Genomic DNA, 19,222 nt, shown 5'->3' on the forward strand with positions numbered 1-19,222 from the left:
TTGGCGGCCGGGAGCCGGTCTTCGATCCTCCCGATGACCCGTCATGTCGTCAGCAGCCCTCTGCCCACCCGGGCTCCGGTCCCACGTCCACGATGTCTCGTGGAACAGTCGCCCATCATCCCTCGACAACTCGAGTTCGTGTCAACGATCACGGCGAGAAGGAGTCGAAATCAGCACAAGAACAACCATGTTGACAATATGTCAGCTAAGCCTCTGGTCATTCATCACGAATGCGCCGGTAGGGTCTTGACTCCAGATGTCCGGCGCGACCAATATCCTCTACCGACGGGTAGGAGTGATGATCACAGGAGATATCGACAGTCGCGTGACAGGGCGCCGGACGATCCCGGCATCGACCCGGTCCTCACGGCGGGAATTTCCCACGGGCGTCTTTCCGGTGCGACGCACACGCACGGGGCCCTGGTTCGTCGACGTGCGTGCCGCAGCGCCCACCCCGCTCTCTGTGTTGTCCTTTCGACTGCGTAACCCCAGGGTGATGCGCGAGGAGAAGAGATGTCAGACACGGTGGCCACAGCACTCGCGGATGCCGAACTCGCACGCCGTATCCGTGACGGACACAAGCGGGACCGGGCCGCGGTCGAGGAGATCACCGGCCGCCACCGCGCCGTCGTGCTTGCCTATGCCCGCCAGTGCTGCACGGAGCACCGAGCCGCGGAGAAACTCACGGACGAGGCTTTCGAACGGACGCTAGCAGCCGTCCGCACCGGGGCAGGACCCACGGAAGGTTGGCGCCCGTACCTGCTGGCGGCGACGCGCCGAGCCGCCGCCGGCTGGGCCGGCACCGAGCGTGGCTCGACGCTGTCCGCCGGCTTCACCGCATGGCTCACGACCCTGCCCCACCCGAATCCGGCGGATCCCTCGGCCCAGGCGGCGGCCGAGTCGGACTCGCTCATGGTCCGGGCCTTCCAGAGCCTGCCGCAGTCCCAGCAGGCCGACCTGTGGCACTACGTGGAAGAGGTGGCCGAGTCACCGGACTCCCTGCAGTCGCACCCGACGGCAACGCCGCTTGCCGGGATCGAGCCGCGACCCGAGACAGCGGCTCGACGCCGTCTCCACGACGCCTACCTCCAGACGTACATCGCACGGGCTCGCAACCGGTCCTGCCGACATCTGGCCGTCCGGATGGCCGACGGCGTACAACGCTCTCCCCAGAGCGAGGCGAAGGACGTCGACCGCCACCTCAGCCGCTGCGCCAGCTGCGCGCGTGCCCGCATGGAACTCACCGCCATCCACACCTGGCAGCGCCCCGTCCTCCTTCGTGCGCTGCTCCTGTGGTCGGGCGAGCCGTCGTCGGCCCCGCCTGCCACGGCCTGTCCGCCGCCGCAGGCCACCGCAGCTCCTTCCGCACCGCGTCCGCGCGCGCGCAGACCACGGGCGCCCCGGCCGCACGCGGGCGAGGCACGGGTCGGCGGCCGACGTGCCTTGGCGTACTCCGTCGCGGCAGGCATCGGGGCAACGGCAGCGTTCGTGGTCGCCGCCGTCGTCCTCGCGACAGTCGAAGCCGCCGGAGCACACTCCCCCCCGACCGAGACCGCACTCGTCCCGTTCACCGCGTCCTCGGCATCGACCGCGAGCCACGCGTCCACGCCGGCCACCTCGGCGTCAGCCACGCTGCCCGCCGCCGCGCCGGTCCCCCCGCCCTCGGCCACCGTCCCCGCCCCGGCGGTCACCGCCGCACCGTCGCCCAGCGGACCGGTCGGTCTCCAGCTCATCAACCTGAGTTCGGGGCTCTGCGTAGGCATCGCCGATCCGACCACCTCCGCCCTCCAGCTCCAGCCGTGCACGGTCAGCGGCTCCCAGGGCTGGGAACGCCTGCCTGCCGGCCGGGACACCTACCAGCTCCGCAACACCGGCACGGGAAACTGCCTCGACGGGACCACCGGCGGCGGAAACGTCGTCACGGTCGTTCTCCAGTCCTGCCGGTCCGACTCGGACCGAGCAGAGCAGCTGTGGAGGTTCGCCCCAGGCCCGGGCCCCGGAACGTTCCGGCTGTGGCTTCTGCCACCGGTGCCGTCGAGTGACTACCCCGCGCACCTGCTCGGCCCGCAGAACTGGCCGGACAACGATCCGCCGCACGTGGGATCGGTCCTCGTGCAACTTCCCAACTACTACAACTCGAACAGCTTTCTCTTCACCATGGGGTGACACCGTACCCCCGACGGGATCTCCTCCCGAGCCCGTTGGCCCACCCCGGCGAGAGTGCCTCTCGCCGGGGTCGTTCGTTCACCCGACACCGGATCATGCCGAGGGAGAGGGTGGCCGCTTCCTATTCCCGCCCCATGACCACACCCGCATGTCCACTACTCACGGTGAGCCGCCAGGTGCTGCGCGGTCACCCTGTCGAGGAACTGGCAACGGCCTCCGAGCATGCGCTGGCGGTCGTCGTCGGACGACGAGGCCGGGGCGGTTTCACCGGGATGCGGCTCGGCTCCGTCCCGCACGGCCTGCTGCACCGAGCCCACTGCCCGGTCGTCACCGTGCCGGCATCCGGCGGGTGCTGAAAACAGCTTCGGCGGACGATGTCGAGATCCTTCGGACTGAGGACGTCCAAGTCGGCCGACGCGGGCCGACCCGGACGTCACGATCAGACGAGGTCGAACCGGTCGAGGTTCATCACCTTGTCCCACGCCGCGACGAAATCGTTCACGAACTTCTCGTTCGCGTCATCGCTCGCGTAGACCTCCGCGAGCGCGCGCAGCTCGGAGTTCGACCCGAAGACGAGGTCGACACGGCTGCCGGTCCACTTGACCTCGCCCGTGGCCGCGTCGCGACCCTCGAACGTGTTCGCGTCTTCGGATGTCGCCTTCCACGTCGTGCCCAGGTCGAGCAGGTTGACGAAGAAGTCGTTGGTCAGAGAACCAGGGGTTGCGGTGAAGACGCCGAGCGGCGACTGCTGGTAGTTCGCGCCCAGGACTCGGAGGCCACCGACGAGGACCGTCAGCTCGGGGGCACTCAGGGTCAGCAGGTTCGCTCGGTCGATCAGCAGGTACTCGGCCGACAGGCGGTTGCCCTTCCCGAGGTAGTTGCGGAACCCGTCGGCGGTCGGCTCGAGCGCGGAGAACGACTCCACGTCGGTCTGCTCCTGCGACGCGTCCACGCGACCCGGCGTGAAGGGGACCTCGACGTCGAAGCCGGCGTCCTTGGCGGCCTGCTCGACGGCGGCAGCACCGGCGAGCACGATCAGGTCGGCGAGCGAGACCTGCGTGCCGCCGGTCCGGGCCGCGTTGAAGGCCTCCTGGATCCCTGTCAGGGTGCGCAGCACCGTCGCCAGCTGGTCGGGGTCGTTGACCTCCCACCCGCTCTGCGGCTGGAGGCGGATGCGCGCGCCGTTGGCACCGCCGCGCTTGTCGCTGCCGCGGAAGGACGAGGCCGACGCCCACGCGGCGGACACGAGCTGGGACACCGACAGGTCCGAGGCGAGAATCCGGCTCTTGAGGTAGGCGATGTCCTCGGCGTCGACGAGCTCGTGCGTCACCGCGGGCAGCGGGTCCTGCCACAGCAGCGGCTCGGTCGGGACCTCCGGGCCGAGGTAGCGCACGACCGGGCCCATGTCGCGGTGGGTCAGCTTGAACCAAGCGCGGGCGAAGGCGTCGGCGAACTCGGCCGGGTTCTCGTGGAAACGCCGGGAGATCTGCTCGTAGACCGGGTCGATCCGGAGCGAGAGGTCGGTCGTCAGCATGGTCGGGGCGTGGCTCTTGGAAGCGTCGTGGGCGTCGGGCACGGTGCCGGCCCCGGCGCCGCCCTTCGGCCGCCACTGGTTGGCGCCGGCGGGGCTCTTGAACAGCTCCCACTCGTAGCCGAACAGGGTGTCGAAGAAGCTGTGGTCCCACGTGATCGGGGTGCTCGTCCAGACGCCCTCGAGACCGCTGGTGATCGCGTCGCCACCCTTGCCGGTGCCGAAGGAGTTCTTCCAGCCGAGGCCCTGCTGCTCGATCGGGGCGGCCTCGGGGTCGGGGCCGACGCTCTCCGCCGGGCCCGCGCCGTGGGTCTTGCCGAAGGTGTGACCGCCCGCGATCAGGGCGACCGTCTCCTCGTCGTTCATCGCCATCCGGCGGAACGTCTCGCGGATGTCGCGGGCCGCAGCGAGCGGGTCCGGGTTGCCGTTCGGGCCCTCGGGGTTGACGTAGATGAGGCCCATCTGGACCGCGCCGAAGGGGTCCTCCAGCTCCCGGTCGCCGCTGTAGCGCTCGTCGTCGAGCCAGGTGGTCTCGGGACCCCAGTAGACATCCTCATCGGGCTCCCAGACGTCCGCACGGCCGCCGCCGAAGCCGAAGGTCTTGAAGCCCATCGACTCCAGGGCGACGTTGCCGGCGAGGATCATCAGGTCGGCCCACGAGAGGCTCCGGCCGTACTTCTTCTTGACCGGCCACAGCAGGCGGCGGGCCTTGTCCAGGCTCGCGTTGTCCGGCCAGCTGTTGAGAGGGGCGAAGCGCTGCTGGCCGGCCCCGCCACCGCCGCGGCCGTCGCTGATCCGGTAGGTGCCCGCGCTGTGCCATGCCATCCGGATGATGAGCGGGCCGTAGTGGCCGAAGTCGGCGGGCCACCAGTCATGCGAGGTGGTCAGCGCCTCCGCGATGTCCCGCTTCACCGCCGGGAGGTCGAGGGTCCTGAATGCCTCGGCGTAGTCGAACTCCTCGCCGAGGGGGTTGGCCACGGCGGGGTTCTTGGCGAGGATCTTCAGGTTGAGCCGTTCGGGCCACCACTGGCGGTTTCCGCCGCCCTGAGTCGGGTGCGGGGCGCGCTCGTGCGCGACAGGGCAGCCGCCTTCGCCCTCGGTCTTGGCGTCTACGACGATTGCGTCATGGTTCTCAGACATGGGAATCCTTCCGGACCTGGCGGATCACGATGCTAAGGAACTGCGGGCGGTGGAACGGTCGAGGCACAGGCCCCAGTGGATGACCTCGGCCTCGTCGATCAAGAAGCCATGGTCGTCGGACACGGTCAGGCGGGGCTTTGCCGACCCCGCAGTCGACGTCAGTGGCCACAGCGCACGACCGGCACACGACGTGGTTGTCCCCGACGCTCCCTTCGAACCGAGCCGGGCTGCCAGCTGGTTCGATCCGGCGCACGAGTCCGCGGCGGTGAGCGCGTGGAGGGCCTCACAGACGACTTGAAGGGAGATATGGCACGCGCGACCGCACACCCCGGAGGCGATCACCTCGAAGCCGGGGTGGTCGCCGTCACGGACGGTCTCGAGCAGCGCGACCCGGGCGCCCGTCACCCGCAGGCCGGCACCGCGCAGCTCCTCGGCGGTGGCCGTCACGCCTCTCTCCTGCCGTACTGGGGAATTCCCATCCTTGGCTATCACCAAAATCGATCCTACGGTTGACAAGATCTAAGTCAAGAAGCACGTCAGACTCTTATTCGAGATCAAACGCGCGATGCCTGACACGACGTATCGGCCGACACTGATGATCGTCGTGCATGGCGCCGCGACTGAGGACGACCGTGGCACCCTGAGCAGCCTCACTTCACGGATCCCGCCATGGCTCCCTGGACGAAGAACCGCTGGAAACAGAGGAACACCACCACGGGGACCAGGAGGGACAGGAACGCGCCGGATGCGAGGATGTCCAGGTTGCTGCCGAACTGCCGCATCTGGGACTGCAGGTAGACGGTCAGCGGTTGCGAGTCGTTACCGGCGAAGATCAGTGCGACCAGCATGTCGTTCCACACCCAGAGGAACTGGAAGATGCACAGCGAGGCGACGGCCGGTGCGGCGAGCGGCAGAGCGAGGGTGCGGAAGATCCGCCACTCCCCGCAGCCGTCCACCCGCGCCGCCTCCAGCAGTTCCGCCGGGATCTCCAGAAAGTGGTTGCGCATCAGGAACACGGCAAACGGCAGCCCGTATCCCACGTGGAACAGCACCACACCGGGGATGGTGCCGAACAGCCCGACGGCGCCTTCGAGTTTGGCGACCGGGATGAGGCCGACCTGGACCGGGACTACCAGCAGCCCGACCACCGCGAGGAAGACGCCGTCCCGACCTGGGAAGCGCATCCAGGCGAAGGCGTACCCGGCGGCTGCGGCGATGGAGACCGTCAGCAGGGTGGCAGGGACGCTGATGAGCACGGTGTTCCACAGTGCCTTGGGCACATCGCCGCCACCCAGCAGGGCACTGTAGTTCTGCAGGGTGAGCTGGCCGGGCCGGGCCAGTGCCGTCCACCAGCCGCCGGTGGCGGTGAGCTGCTTCGGCCGCAGCGATGAGATCAGCAGGCCGACGGTGGGCACCAGCCAGGCCACGGCCGCCACGATCAGCACAGCCTGGACCAGGCCACTGCGGGTGAGGGCGGCGAGCCGGGTCGTGATCGGCACGGCGGGCCGACCGGCGGGAGCCGGCTGCGGGGTGGTCGTGACCGGCGCGGCGGTCCGCCCGGCCGGAGCCGGCTGCGTGGTAGTCATGATCGGCTCCCTCGGAAGCGTCGGATGTTGAGGAGCATGACCGGGACGACGAGAAGCAGTAGCAGGACGCTGAGTGCGCTGCCGAGGCCCTGGTCGTTGCCGCCCCCGAACGAGACCAGGTAGAGCCGGAGCGCGAGCACGTCGGCGTTCTGCTGCACCGGCCCGGGCGCGATGATGTAGACGAGGTCGAAGATCTTCATCACGTTGATGACCATGGTGATGAACACGACGCCGAGGACCGGGGCGAGTTGGGGCACGGTGATGCGGCGGAAGATCTGCCATTCGCCCGCGCCGTCGATCCGGGCCGCCTCGATCGTCTCGCGTGGCAGGTTGGCCAGGCCCGCGCCGATGATGACCATGGCGAAGCCGGCCCAGATCCAGGTGTAGGCACCGATGATCGCCGGGGTGACGAAGCTGGGGCCGAGCCAGTCGATGCCGCGGTAGGGGGCGGCGAAGTCTGCGGCAGGCAGGACCACCGAGGTGGTGGCGGACGGAGCGGCAGAGAACCGGAAGGTGCCGTCGTCTGCCGTGGTCGTGGTGGCGATCGTCCGTGCGCCGTCGCGGAGTTGGACCTCGATACCGGGCAGGCCCTTCTTCCCGGGGTCCAGCTGCCCGGGGTGACCGCCGCCGCCCGGGACGAAGTCCAGAAACACCGTGCCGCGGACCCCGTCACCGCCGGCGGGCCGGGCCGCCCGGGCGGTGGCCGGGAGCGCGCCGGGCTGTACACCGACAAGCGGCAGCAGCGCGGTGCCCGTGGCGGCCGACGCCTGGACGTCGCCGCCTTCGGCCCGTTCCAGGCCGGCCCCGGGGCGCGGCCGGGCGCCCGGATAGGACGGCTGGTCGGTGAAGGTGTCGTGAACGGAGACCGCGGCGGCGTTGAGCACGCCGCGCTGCGGGTCCGCGTCGTACACCATGCGGAAGATGATTCCGGCGGCGAGGAAGGAGATCGCCATAGGCATGAAGACGAGCAGCTTGAACGCGGTGGCCCAGCGGATCTTCTCGGTCAGCACCGCGAACACCAGGCCGATCGCGGTCACCAGTGCCGGGGCGACGGCGACCCAGATGGCGTTGTTGCGCACGGCGGTGAGGGTGGCGCTGTCGGTGAAGGCGGCACTGTAGTTGTCCAGCCCGACGAAGCGGTGGCCGGTGGCGTCGAAGAGGCTGCGCGCCACGGAGTAGCCGATGGGATAGACAACGAGGGCGCCGAGCAGCAGCAGGGCGGGCAGGACGAAGAGCAGGGCGAGGCCCCGGTGGCGCCGGAGCGCGCCACCGGATGCCCGGTCCCCGCGGGGTGAGCGCAGTGACATCGTGGATCAGCCCTTGTACGCCTTGGCCGCGTCGGCTTCGAGCTTCGCCGCGGCACCCTGGACGTCGGAGGGGTTGGCGAGGAAGTCCTGGAGGTCCTTCCACTCGCCCTGGCCCGCGGTGCCGCCGAACGCGGCGGGGGCCTGGTCCGACATGTCGAAGCGGAACGCGTCGCCGGCGTCGATCACCGACTCGGCGAACTGCCTGGTGGTGTCGTCCGGGTAGACGGACGGGTCGACTGCCTTGTTGGGCGAGATGAACCCGCCGGCCTTGGCCCAGACGGCCGCGGCCTCGGGGCCGGCCAGGAACTCGACGAACTTCTGCGCGGCCTCGGGGTGTTTGGCGCCCTTGAGGACGACCGCCGCGTCACCCGCGCCCATCACCGGGGCCTTGCCGCCGTCCACGGCGGGGAAGGGGAACACCTTGGCGTCCGTGCCGACCTGCTTCTTCAGCTCGGAGGCTATGACACCGCCGACGAAGTCGCCCTCGTAGGTCATGGCGGCCTTGGGCTGTGGTCCGAAGACCTGCTGGACCGAGGTGGGGAAGTCGGTCTGCAGCGCGCCCTGCCCGCCACCCGCGACGAGCTGCTGGTCACCGAAGACCTTGCCAAGCGTGGTCAGGGCCTTGATGACCGACGGGTCGGTCCAGGGGATCTCGTGCCTGGCCAGCTTGTCGTAGAGCTCGGGGCCGGCCTGGGAGAGATAGACGTTCTCGAACCAGTCGGTCAGCGGCCAGCCGGCCTGACCGGCGATCGAGAAGGCCGGGGTGCCGGAGTCGGAGAGCGTCCGGCCGGCCTTGAGCAGGTCGTCGAAGGTGGCCGGGGGCTGGACTCCGGCGTTCTGGAAGGCAGTGGTGCCGTACCAGATCGTCGACTTGTCGGCGGCCTTGAAGTAGAGGCCGTACTGGGTGCCGTTGACGGTGCCGAGGCTGGACCAGATGCCGGCGTAGTTCTTCTTCGCGGCGCCGGTGACGGCGGGCGAGAGCGGCGCCAGCCAGCCCTTGTCGGCGAACTGCTTGATCACGCCGGGCTGGGCCACCATGACGACGTCCATCGGGTCGCCACCCTCGATCTTGCTGCCGACCACCGTGGAGAGGTTGTCGCCAGTGGAGGTGTAGCTGACAGTGGCACCGGTCTTCGCGGTGAAGGCGTCCAGCACCTTCTTGAAGTTCTCCTGCTCGGTACCGCTCCACACGGCGGCGACGGTCAGGGTCTGTCCCTTGAGCTCCTGGGTGGTGGACTCACCCTCGCTGCCGCCACCGCTGCTGCCGCAGGCGGTTGCGGTGGCGGCCAGGACGACGGAGGCGGCGAGGGCGGGAAGGGTGCGGCGGAGTCTCATCGTCGAGTCTTCCTTCATGGTGTGGGTGGGGGATGGATCGTCAGATCTGTTCGGTTGCGGGGGCGCCGATCCACCAGGCGGCGGTGGCGGGCGCCAGGGTGCCCTCGTCACACGGACCGCTGGCCAGCAGGGGCGGACCGGGGACCGGGGCGGCCGCGGGGGTGTCACCGAAGTTGACGGCGCACACCAGGCCCTCGCCGCGGACGAACGCGAGCACGCCGGGCGGGGTCTCCAGCCACCGCAGCGTGCCCTCGCCGAGTTGAGGGAGCTCACGGCGCAGCTGCAGGGCGGTGCGGTACAGCTGGAACACGGACGCGGTGTCGGTCCGCTGCCGCTCGGCCGTGTGGTCGGCGAACGAGGGCGGCTGCGGCAGCCAGGGGGCGGCCGGGCTGTCCGGCGGGCTGAACCCGAACGGGGCCTCGGTCCCGGACCAGGGAAGCGGTATCCGGCAGCCGTCGCGGACCCCGACCCGGCTGCCGGTGCGACGGAAGATCGGGTCGGTGATCAACTCGTCCGGCAGGTCGAGGACTTCGGGCAGCCCGAGCTCCTCGCCCTGGTAGAGGTACGCGGCTCCGGGCAGGGCCAGCATCAGCAGGGCGGCAGCCGTCGCCCGGGCGGGGCCGCCGGCGGGATCCTCACCCGCGAACCGGCTCGCCGTACGGACCTGGTCGTGGTTGTTGAGCACCCAGGTGACGGTCGATCCGGTGGCGGCGATGTCCCGCACGGCATCGTCGATGACCCGGTGGAAGTGCGCGAGGTCCCATGGTGCGTGCAGCAGGTGGAAGAAGAAGGCCTGGTGCAGCTCGTCGGGGCGGACGTACAGCGCCTGCTCCGACGGCGTGGGCACGGACGCCTCGCCGACCAGCAGCCGCTCGTGCCCGTCGCGGGCGGTGTACTCCTCGCAGATCGCCCGCCAGCGACGCCAGACCTCGTGCACCTCCGGCTGGTTCCAGGCCAGCGGGTTGACCGAGTCGCGGGTGCGCTCGTCCACGTCCGGATCGGGCGAGTCCGGCAGCTCGGGATGCTTGAACAGCCCGGCCGCCACGTCGATCCGGAAGCCGTCCACGCCGCGGTCCAGCCAGAACCGCAGCACCTCCTCGAAGTGGGCGGCGACGTCGGGGTTGCGCCAGTTGAAGTCCGGCTGCTCCGGGGTGAACAGGTGGAGGTACCACTGGCCGGGCCGGCCGTCGGCCGCGGTGACCCGGGTCCAGGCCGGGCCGCCGAACATGGCCCGCCAGTTGTTGGGCGGCAGCTCCCCGCCCTCGCCGCGCCCGTCGGCGAAGTGGAACCGTGCCCGCTCGGGGCTGCCCGGGCCGTTGGCCAGCGCCTTCTGGAACCACGGGTGCTGGCTGGAGCAGTGGTTCGGGACTACGTCCAGGACCAGCTTCAGGCCGAGCATCCGGCAGTCCGTCACCAGACGGTCGAACTCGGCGAGGTCGCCGTAGACGGGGTCGACGGCGCAGTGGTCGGCGATGTCGTACCCGTGGTCGTGCTGGGGGGAGACGTAGAACGGGTTGAGCCAGACGCCGTCCACACCCAGCCGTCTCACGTACGGCAGCTGTTCCCGGACTCCGGCGAGATCGCCGATGCCGTCACCGTCGGCGTCGCGGAAGCTGCGCACGTAGATCTGGTAGATCACGGCGTCGCGCCACCAGGCACGGGTGGCGGGGGTGGTGATGGCGTGTGAACGAGCGCGCGGCACGGTGACCGTGCCGCCGTCGGGGAGGGTGTGGGTGGTCATCTCGCTACTCCAACGGTTATGCATTCGCGTTAGGTATAGCAGGCAGAGATGGCCCGTGTTAAGCCCCGGAGACATCCAGATTTCTCAGAGGTAATCGAGGGAGCGCCCGGATCGGGCATAGATTCGTGTTAGGTATCCCGGGGATCCTGCGGCCGAGCCCGGCTCAGCCGACGATGGCGCGCAGGTCGGCGGCCAGCCGGGGCAGCGCCGCCTCGGTGGTCCGGCGGCCGGACACGACCTCGAACGCCGTCTCACTGAACGCGAGGCTCAGCTGCTGGTACTGCGGAACGCAGGGGCGTGCCCCTGCCGCCAGGACCGCCGTGCGCAGCACGGGCAGGTACGGGAACCGGGCCGTCAGCTCCGGATCCGCGTAGAGATCCGCCCAGACCGGCGGGAGCCCTCCCTCGGTCAGGACGCGGTACTGCGCCCGACGGCTCGTCAGGTACGCGATCAGCGCTCGTGCGGTGCGCTGCCGTCGGGAGAACCGGCTGACCGCCAGCCCCGACCCGCCCAGCACACCGCTGCCGGGCCCGTTCGGACCGGGCAACGGCACCACACCGAAGCGTCCCGCGACCGGCGAACCGGCTTCACCGACCGCGTGGTAGACGTACGGCCAGTTCCGCAGGAAGAGCAGGCCGCCCCGGCCGAACGCCTCGCGGGACTCCTCCTCGCGGTAGCCGAGCACCTCGGTGGGGATCCAGCCGTCGCGCAGCCCCCCGGCCAGGAACTCCAGCCCGGCCCGGGCCTGCGGGCTGTCGACCACCACCGATCCGTCGCCGGCCAGGAGGTCCCCGCCGGCCGAGCGGATGGCCTCCAGCGCGTTGACGGCGAGCCCCTCGTACGGGCTCAGCTGTCCCGCGTACCCGGACAGCCCGTGGGCGGGAGCCAGTGTCCTCGCCTGCCGCGCCAGTTCGGCCCAGGTGGCGGGCGGCTGCTCGCCCGCAGCGGCCAGCACATCACTGCGGTAGTACAGCAGGGGGGCGTTGGCGACGAACGGCACCGCGTACAGCCGGCCACGGAAACGGCCCGTCCGCACGACCGGCGGCAGGAAGCGGTCCAGCGCGAAGTCCGACTCGTCCAGCGGTACGGTCCAGCGCCGGGCCGCGAACTCGGCCGTCCACACCACATCGAGGTTGAGTACGTCAAAGCGGCTGCCGCCGCCCGACAGCTCTCCGGCAAGCTGTGCGTGCACCTCGTCCGCCGCCTCGGGCAGCTCGACCAGCTCGGCCGGCTGGTCCGGGTGCTCGTCGTTCCAGTCGGCCAGCAGCCCGCGCAGGTAGCGCGTCGTGTCCCGGCCGGTGGCCAGCGTGACCGGCCCGACGCCGTCCGGGTCGCCCGGCGCCGCCGTGCGTCCGTCCAGGCCGTACCAGGCGGACGCACCCCCGGTCGCGAGCACCGCCCCGCCCACCAGCGCGCGCGTGACGCGCCGACGGCCCAGGTCGGGCCCGGTGGGCGGCCGGCTCTCCATGGAACTCCTTCGTCCCGTCGGCGCGGGTGGGCGCCGACGCACGTCCTTTATACGGCCTCCCTGCTGGCCGGTACCCACCTGCCCGTACTGTGTGACCGAGGTGTAACCAGCGAAGAGGAAGAGGTGACGCCCGGTGCGCCAACAGCTGCTGGCCCGGCAGCCCGCCTACGGGTATGAGCTCAAGCAGGGCCTTGAGCAGACCTTCGGCGCAGCGTACCCTCAGCCGAACATCGGCCAGATCTACGTGACCCTGAGCCGACTGGAGAAGTCCGGCCTCATCCGGGGCACCGAGGTGACGCAGGAAGGCAGACCGGACAAGAAGGTCTACGAGATCACCGAGAAGGGCACCGAGGAACTCGCGAACTGGTTCGAGGCGCCGACCGAGGGGCCCAGGGTCAGGGACGAGTTCTTCATGAAGCTCATCCTCGCCGAAGGCACCGACCTCACCGACCAGCTGACGCTGATCAACAACCAGCGCCGGCACTGCATCAACATGATGCGAGGACTCAACAGGCTGGCCGCCACCGAGCGCGGCAACCGGACCTCGCTGCTGCTGATCGAGGGAGCGGTCCTGCACCTGCAGGCCGACCTCGACTGGCTGGAACGTTGCCAGGAGGAGCTCACATGACCGGCGCGGAGCCGACCTCGCCGCCGTTGCTGGCCGCCGGCGCCCTGGTGCGCTCGCACCTCAGCGGCTCAACCCTGATACCCGCCGTCCGCGGCATCAGCCTGCAGATCGACCGGGGCGAGTTCGTCGCCGTGACCGGCCCCTCGGGCGCCGGCAAGTCCACCCTGCTGCACCTCCTCGGCGGTCTGCTCCGGCCCGACGAGGGCGAGCTGTGGCTCGACGGCCGCCGGGTCGACCGTCTCCGCGAGGCCGCGTGGGCCCGGCTGCGCCGGCGTCACTACGGCATCGTCTTCCAGAGCGGCAACCTGCTCTCCGACTTCTCCGTCGCCGACAACATCGAACTGACCGCAGTACTCGCGGGCATGCCCGGCCGCACCGCCCGCGAACGCCGCCGGGAACTCCTGAACGACCTCGGCCTCGCCCACAAGGCCACGGCCGGGCCCGGGGAACTCTCCGGTGGTGAACGCCAGCGCGTCGCCCTGGCCCGCGCCCTGGTGAACCGGCCGCAGCTGCTCCTCGCCGACGAGCCGACCGGCAACCTCGACAGCCGCAGCACCCGCGACGTCCTCGCCCTGCTCGCCCGCTACCACCGGCAGGGCACCACCATCGTGCTGGTCACCCACGACGCCCGGGCGGCGAGCACCGCCGACCGGGTCATCAGCCTCTTCGACGGCCGGATCGCCGACGACGCCCGGGTGGAGGAGCCGCCGGCCGCATGGCAGAGCGCCACCGGAGTCCGCGGCGTCATCGACTTCGGCGGGTGATCCGGTGCGCGCCCTCCTCCGCTGGATCCGGACCGACCTGCGCTCGCACCGTGCTCACGCCCTGCTGATCGTCCTCGCCACCGGCGGCACCGTCGCCGCCCTGCTGCTCGCCGGCGCGCTGCTCGGAGCCGCCGCCGACCCGTGGCAGCGGCAGTTCCGGACCGCAGGATCACCCGACATCAGGATCGACCTACGCCCGCCCGCGGCCACCCCGAGCGGCACCGACGATCCGTCGACCGCCGTGCTCGCCCACGAACCGGGCGTGCTCGCGGTCTCACCACCGCAGCACACCACCGAGACCACCCTGGTCGGTCTGCGCGCCGCCGGCGCCGCCGCACCCACCGGCGCGGCGGACCGCACCGACCGCACCACGCTCGTCCTGCGCGGCGACACCCCGGGTGCACCCCGCCCGCTGCTCCGGTCCGGGACCTGGCTCGACCCCGCCGACGTCCACGGCATCGTGCTCGAACAGTCGGCTGCCGACGCCGCCTGGGCCCGCCCCGGGGATCGCCTGACCGTCCTCGACAGCCACGGCACCCCGATCGACCTGCGAGTACTCGGCATCGCGGACAGCCCCGACCAGCTCCCCAGCCCGGCGGCGGGCTACGACCTCGGCTGGACTCTCCCCGCCACACTCGACCTGGTCCAGCCGGATCGGGCGGTGCACGGCCTGACGCTCGGGCTGCGCCTGGCCAAGCCCTCCGACGCCGGGTACGTGGCCCAGCGCGTGGTCAGCGCCCTCGGTGCCGAGCGGGTGTCCCGGATAACCACCTGGCTGGACGCACGGGCCGCACGGCAACAGGACAACCGGCTCGCCGGCCTGCTGCTCGGCCTCAGCGGCCTGGCCGCGCTGCTCTCCGCCGCCCTCGCGGTGGCCGGTGCGGCGGGCGGGCGGCTCAGGGCCAGGACCGGTGACATCGCCCTGCTCAAGGCGCTCGGCTTCACCGCCGGCCAGGTCGCCCGGATGTTCATCGCCGAACAGCTGCTGCTGGCCGGCACCGGAGTCCTGCTCGGAGCCGGCGGCGCCGCGATCGCCGCACTCGCCGTCCCGGCCCTCGGCGACGGGACCGGCGCGCTCCATCAGCTCGTTCCCGGCGGTACGGCGACCACCGGCGCCGTCATCGCCATCGCCCTCGCGGCCGTCGGGGCCGCCGCCGCACTGCCCGCCCTGCGCGCCGCCCGGGTCGCCCCCGTCCCCCCGCCGGACGGCACGCGGCCACCGGCCATGGCGGCCCGGCCTGTCCGGCTCGGCCTGCTGCGACGTCTGCCACCGGCCCTCGTGCTCGGACTCGGTGGCGTCCTGCGGCAACGCTCGGCCTTGCTCGTGACCGCCGCCAGGCTGACCGTACCGGTCGTCGCCGCCACCCTGGCGCTGAGCACCTGGGCCACGCTCGACGCCGTCACACGACCCGACGGCGGTGTCACGGCCCCGTCCGTCACGGTCCGCCGGACCACCACCGAGCAGACTCCCGGCGACGGACAGCTCGCCGACGCCCTGGCCGCCGACGCCGCTGTGCAGGGCGCCTACCCGGGCACCGAGATCCAGGCCCTCGCGCCCGGCCAGTCCGCGACGCTCACCCTGCGGGCCGTGGGTACCACCGAGGCACCGTATCCGTACACCGTCGTCGAGGGCCGTGCGATCCGCGCGACCGACGAGGCAGTCGCCGGTCAGGGTGCCCTCGACCTGCTCGGCGCCCGGGTCGGCCAGTGGGTGCGCCTCACCACCGGTGGCACCCCGCGCATCCTCCACATCGTCGGACGCGACCTCGAACCGGAACACGGCGGGCGCGTCCTGTCCACCGGCTTCGACACCCTCGACCGGCCCGGCGACCCCGCGCACCCGGACTTCTGGCGCCTGGTCCTGCGCCCCGGCCACAACCCGGCCGAGGTCCAGCGCGACCTTCCCGCCCGCGCCGGCCTTGCCGGGCAGGTGGACGTCCGCCTCCCGTCCGGTCCCGTGACCCGGCCCGGCGCTCTGCGGGTCTGCGTGGTCGGCCTCCTGGTCCTGCTCGCTCTCATCTGCCTGGTCGAGCTGCTGACCACGGCCGCTGCCGGCTTCCTCGAGCGCCGCGGGGATCTCGGGCTGCTCAGGGCGATCGGCCTGACGCCGGGCCAGTCCGCCGTGGTGATGGCCACCCGGGGGACGGCCATCGCCCTGGCCACGGTCGCCGCCGGCTCGGCCGTCGGCATCCCGCTCGTCCGCCGGCTCATCGACCGACAGGGAGAGCTGGGCGGCATCGGCGCAGGCATCGCCCATGGCCCGTCCGCCTGGACGGTCCTCGCCATGGCCGCCATCGGCGCCACGACGGCGGCCGTGCTCTCCGCCCTGCCGGTGCTGCGCGTCGCCCCGTCCGCTCGGACTCGGGACGGCGGTGCCGGGTGCGACCGGGGCTGAGTCCGGCGTGCGCGGGGGACAGCCGTCACCGGACGAAGGCACTCAGTCCTCGACTACCTCAGCCCGATCGCCTACGAGCAGCGATCGGTCTCGCTCAGACGCGCCGCGCAGCACTGGTGTCCACACCCCCAGGGGGAAGCTCCAATGGTTCGTTTGTGGAGTAGTGGTCAGGGCAGACGTGAACCAACGGCTGGGCAACACACGGTTCCCGTACCGCGCTCAGCCTTGAGGCGATCGGAGAGTGGCCAGCTGCGAACGAGGTTGACTGGACCTGATCGCCAACGGTGACGCCGAGTGCGCCAACGCCTCCGTCAGCGGTTACGCCACCGCTCTGCCGCAGCGGACCGCCACCGGCGCCGTACCGGCTGGCACCCGCGGCATCGCCATCGCCTTCCAGCCGGCCCGTGACCCGAGCCGCACCGGCGCCGCGTACAGCGAAGCCTACGCGGACGACCTGGCACTGACCGTCCCCGCCGCCGTCCCCGCCCCAGCCGGTGTACTCCTGGACCACCGAGCCCGGCGCGACGCCGGTGGACCTGCGCGACCGGATCCGCAGCAACCCCGGGGTGTTCGGGCTGCCGGACGTGCCCGCGCTCTGACCGTTCCCCCGCCCGCCGCTGCCGGGCGGCAGGCGGGGTGCGGCCGTTTACCGCCGGGCGCGTGGCAGCGAGGAGCTGAGCTTGGCGCCGAGCGTCGACAGGAAGGCCGGCAGCCGGTCCACCGCGGCCCTGGGGATCGGGGTGGTCTGCACCGTGTCGCGCACCAGGTCCTGCACCACGAGCTTGTACGTGCCGCCGTCCTGGATGAGTTCGGCGGTGTAAAGGAGGGTCTCCATCAACGGTCCTTCGGTCTTCTATCGTCCGGCGGCTGGGGCATGGGAGGACGCCTCGCACAGCCAGTCGGTCCAGGCCTGCTCGGCCCGCTGCTCGTCCACGTCCTTGGCGAACAGGTGGTGGCCCAGCCAGATCGGCCAGTTCCAGGAGCTGCCGTCGAAGAACCGGTACAGCGCGTCCGGGCCACGCAGGCCGACGAAGTCGCGGCTGAGGTAGTCCACCACCACGTCCACCGGGCCGCCAGGAGCGCCAGGAGCGCCAGGAAGATCGAGCGACAGCCGGCTGCCGACCGCCGTGTCCTCGGCCAGGCCGAGGTGTCGCCGCAGCGCGGCGAACTCGCCCGGATCGGCGGTCGGTCCGGACCGGTTGGCCTTGACATAGACGGCGGAGCGGTCGGCGAAGTGCGTCAGGTACTGGGCCAGGCTGTGCTGGTAGAAGTCGACGTGCTTCTCGGCCGCGTCCGCCCGGGTGTCCCAGCCGTCGTCGACCACGCCCTCGTGCACCCAGTGGATTCCCATCCGCAGATGGGCCGCTCCGGCATCGCCCGGCTCGATCCGGTAGGTGAGCGTGTTGGAGAACCCGCCGTCCCTGGTCGCCCGGACGGCGAACAGGCGCGGCGGCTGCCACTCCACGACGGTGGCGTCGCCGCGGGAGACCGCCCCGCCCACCCGCGGCTCGATCTCCATGGGGTACAGCCAGCCGAGGTTGCCGGCGCTGGTGGCGACAGCGTGCCAGACCTGCTCGGGCGTGGCGGGCAGGTCCTGCTCCCGGCGCACCTGGAACTCCCGGGCCATAGTCACAACTCCTTTGAACGATAACGATTCTGTTAGCCGATGAGGTGTCAGTAGCTGAGCGGAAGGGCGCTCAGCCGCCGTTGCAGCGGATTGGGTCGCCAGTGGAGGGCCGCCTCGTCGGCCAGCCGCAGCCGCGGGAACCGGCGGATCAGAGTGCCGACGGCCACCTCGGCCTGGAGCTTGGCCAGCGGCCCGCCGAGGCAGAAGTGCGGGCCGTTGCCGAAGCTCAGGTGCCGTTTGTCGGGGCGGCCCGGGTCGAGCCGGTCGGGGTCGTCGAAGCGGTCGGGGTCGCGGTTGGCCGAGGCGAGGAACAGGTACACCAGCTCGCCCTCGCGCAGCAGCTGCCCGCCGATTTGGACGTCCTCAGCAACGACCCGAAGGATCGCCTGGGTCGGCGTGTCGTAGCGGGCCAACTCCTCGACGGCGGACCGGATCAGCGCCGGGTCCTCGCGCAGCCGGGCCAGCTCGGCGGGGTGGCGCAGCAGGGCGAGGGTCCCGTTGCCGATCAGGTGGGTGGTCGTCTCGTCGCCGGCGGTGATGAGGATGAAACAGGTCGAGAGGAGTTCCGCGTCGGTGAGCCGGTCGTCCTGCGCCTGGGTGGTGACCAGGGCGCTGATCAGGTCGTCGCCGGGGTCGGCCCGGCGCTGGTGGACGAGCCGGGCGAGGTACCCCTCGTACTGGTCGACCACCGCCTCGGACTTCTCGATGTCCGCAGTCAGGTTGCCGAGTTGGCGGAACCAGGCCTTGACCTGCGCGCGGTCCTCGGGCGGGATCCCGAACAGCTCGCAGCTGACCGAGAGCGGCAGCGGGGAGGCGACCGCCTCGATGAGGTCGAAGGCCGGGCCGGCTGCCTCGACCTGGTCGAGCAGCCCGTCCACGGTGGCCTGGATGCCGTCGCGCAGCGCCTCCACCCGCCGGACGGTGAAGCCCCGGTTGACCAGCTTGCGCAGCCGGGCGTGGTCCGGCGGGTCGGTGTTGGTCATCACCCGGCCGAGCCGATCGGTGAGCCGGCTGAGGGCCTTGAGGTCGCCGCCCAGCGCGCCGAGGGCGCGGGTCATCCGGTCCCGGTCGTTGGACAGCCTGAGGTCGCCCAGCGCCTCCTCGATTTCCGCGTACCGGGTGAGGTACCAGATGCCCTGGGGGCTGCGGTGGACCGGGCTCTCCCGGCGCATGCGGGCGTAGTGCGGGTACGGGTCCCGGCGGACCCGCGGCGTGTAGAGCTCCGCCGCGAGGTCCCCGGGGGCGGACGGGCCCTGCGCGGGGCGGGCCTCGTCCACGGTGTCGGTCATGGTGTCGGTCTGCTTCACAACGGCCGCTCTACTGCTCAGCGTTCATGGCGTCGACGAGGCTCTTGGGCCGCATGTCGGTCCAGCTCCGCTCGACGTACTCCAGGCAGGAGGCGTGCGTGTCGGGGCCGTGGGTGACGCTCCAGCCGTCAGGGACGTCGGCGAACTGCGGCCAGAGGGAGTGCTGGTTCTCGTGGTTGACGAGCACCAGGAAGGTGCCGTCCTGGTCGTCGAAGGGGTTGGTCATG

The 19,222-nt window shown here is 71.3% G+C and carries 14 protein-coding genes and 2 pseudogenes; 5 read left to right on the forward strand and 11 right to left on the reverse strand.

What is annotated here, in order from left to right; translation table 11 throughout:
- Positions 1 to 513 precede the first annotated feature (513 nt).
- Together P3T39_RS22105 and P3T39_RS22110 are read left to right on the forward strand one after the other, a co-directional pair.
- Positions 514 to 2,166, forward strand: coding sequence for an RICIN domain-containing protein (locus tag P3T39_RS22105; protein WP_280700206.1), 1,653 nt, complete (start codon positions 514 to 516; stop codon positions 2,164 to 2,166).
- Positions 2,167 to 2,333: 167 nt separating this feature from the next.
- Positions 2,334 to 2,522: pseudogene (locus P3T39_RS22110) on the forward strand (universal stress protein); the annotation flags it as partial.
- An 83-nt stretch (positions 2,523 to 2,605) separates the two neighbouring features.
- Here P3T39_RS22110 and katG read toward each other — a convergent pair.
- The 7 genes and pseudogenes from katG to P3T39_RS22145 all read right to left on the reverse strand — a co-directional run bounded on the left by katG (position 2,606) and on the right by P3T39_RS22145 (position 12,274).
- Positions 2,606 to 4,837 carry a catalase/peroxidase HPI gene (gene katG, locus P3T39_RS22115; RefSeq protein ID WP_280700207.1) on the reverse strand — a complete coding sequence of 744 codons (2,232 nt, stop codon included), beginning with the start codon at positions 4,835 to 4,837 and terminating at the stop codon, positions 2,606 to 2,608.
- 24 nt (positions 4,838 to 4,861) lie between these two features.
- Positions 4,862 to 5,284, reverse strand: a pseudogene (locus P3T39_RS22120) (transcriptional repressor).
- A gap of 203 nt (positions 5,285 to 5,487) precedes the next feature.
- On the reverse strand, positions 5,488 to 6,423 hold the full coding sequence (locus P3T39_RS22125; RefSeq protein ID WP_280700208.1) for a carbohydrate ABC transporter permease: 936 nt from the start codon (positions 6,421 to 6,423) through the stop codon (positions 5,488 to 5,490).
- Entirely contained in the window at positions 6,420 to 7,730 is a 1,311-nt protein-coding gene (locus tag P3T39_RS22130; protein WP_280700209.1) for a sugar ABC transporter permease, read from the reverse strand. The genes P3T39_RS22125 and P3T39_RS22130 overlap by 4 nt, the downstream gene beginning before the upstream one ends.
- 6 nt (positions 7,731 to 7,736) lie before the next feature.
- Positions 7,737 to 9,065, reverse strand: coding sequence for an extracellular solute-binding protein (locus P3T39_RS22135; RefSeq protein ID WP_280700210.1), 1,329 nt, complete (start codon positions 9,063 to 9,065; stop codon positions 7,737 to 7,739).
- A 40-nt stretch (positions 9,066 to 9,105) separates the two neighbouring features.
- A complete protein-coding gene (locus P3T39_RS22140; protein ID WP_280700211.1) occupies positions 9,106 to 10,806 on the reverse strand; it encodes an alpha-amylase family glycosyl hydrolase in 1,701 nt (566 codons plus the stop codon).
- Positions 10,807 to 10,969: 163 nt separating this feature from the next.
- Positions 10,970 to 12,274 (reverse strand): ABC transporter substrate-binding protein, encoded by a 1,305-nt coding sequence (locus P3T39_RS22145; protein WP_280700212.1) that lies wholly within the window; start codon positions 12,272 to 12,274, stop codon positions 10,970 to 10,972.
- A 133-nt stretch (positions 12,275 to 12,407) separates the two neighbouring features.
- Between P3T39_RS22145 and P3T39_RS22150 the strand changes: the two genes are divergently transcribed.
- From P3T39_RS22150 to P3T39_RS22160, 3 genes are read left to right on the forward strand one after another with little or no spacing between them, the layout of a single operon-like run.
- On the forward strand, positions 12,408 to 12,902 hold the full coding sequence (locus P3T39_RS22150) for a PadR family transcriptional regulator (protein ID WP_280700213.1): 495 nt from the start codon (positions 12,408 to 12,410) through the stop codon (positions 12,900 to 12,902).
- The gene (locus P3T39_RS22155) at positions 12,899 to 13,666 is read left to right on the forward strand and encodes an ABC transporter ATP-binding protein (protein ID WP_280700214.1); all 768 of its coding nucleotides are present in this window, start codon (positions 12,899 to 12,901) and stop codon (positions 13,664 to 13,666) included. Before P3T39_RS22150 ends, P3T39_RS22155 begins: the two co-directional genes overlap by 4 nt.
- Positions 13,667 to 13,670: 4 nt before the next feature.
- Positions 13,671 to 16,061 (forward strand): ABC transporter permease, encoded by a 2,391-nt coding sequence (locus tag P3T39_RS22160; protein WP_280700215.1) that lies wholly within the window; start codon positions 13,671 to 13,673, stop codon positions 16,059 to 16,061.
- 646 nt (positions 16,062 to 16,707) lie between these two features.
- Here P3T39_RS22160 and P3T39_RS22165 read toward each other — a convergent pair.
- Genes P3T39_RS22165 through P3T39_RS22180 form a run of 4 tightly spaced genes read right to left on the reverse strand, consistent with a single transcriptional unit; the run spans position 16,708 to position 19,221 of the window.
- Positions 16,708 to 16,896, reverse strand: coding sequence for a hypothetical protein (locus tag P3T39_RS22165; protein WP_280700216.1), 189 nt, complete (start codon positions 16,894 to 16,896; stop codon positions 16,708 to 16,710).
- A gap of 18 nt (positions 16,897 to 16,914) precedes the next feature.
- A complete protein-coding gene (locus P3T39_RS22170) occupies positions 16,915 to 17,688 on the reverse strand; it encodes an SRPBCC domain-containing protein (protein ID WP_280700217.1) in 774 nt (257 codons plus the stop codon).
- 47 nt (positions 17,689 to 17,735) lie between these two features.
- Positions 17,736 to 18,995 (reverse strand): cytochrome P450, encoded by a 1,260-nt coding sequence (locus P3T39_RS22175; RefSeq protein WP_280700218.1) that lies wholly within the window; start codon positions 18,993 to 18,995, stop codon positions 17,736 to 17,738.
- A gap of 10 nt (positions 18,996 to 19,005) precedes the next feature.
- Entirely contained in the window at positions 19,006 to 19,221 is a 216-nt protein-coding gene (locus tag P3T39_RS22180; RefSeq protein WP_280700219.1) for an MbtH family protein, read from the reverse strand.
- Position 19,222: the final 1 nt, after the last annotated feature.

Source organism: Kitasatospora sp. GP82 (genome assembly GCF_029892105.1).
GTDB lineage: Bacteria > Actinomycetota > Actinomycetes > Streptomycetales > Streptomycetaceae > Kitasatospora.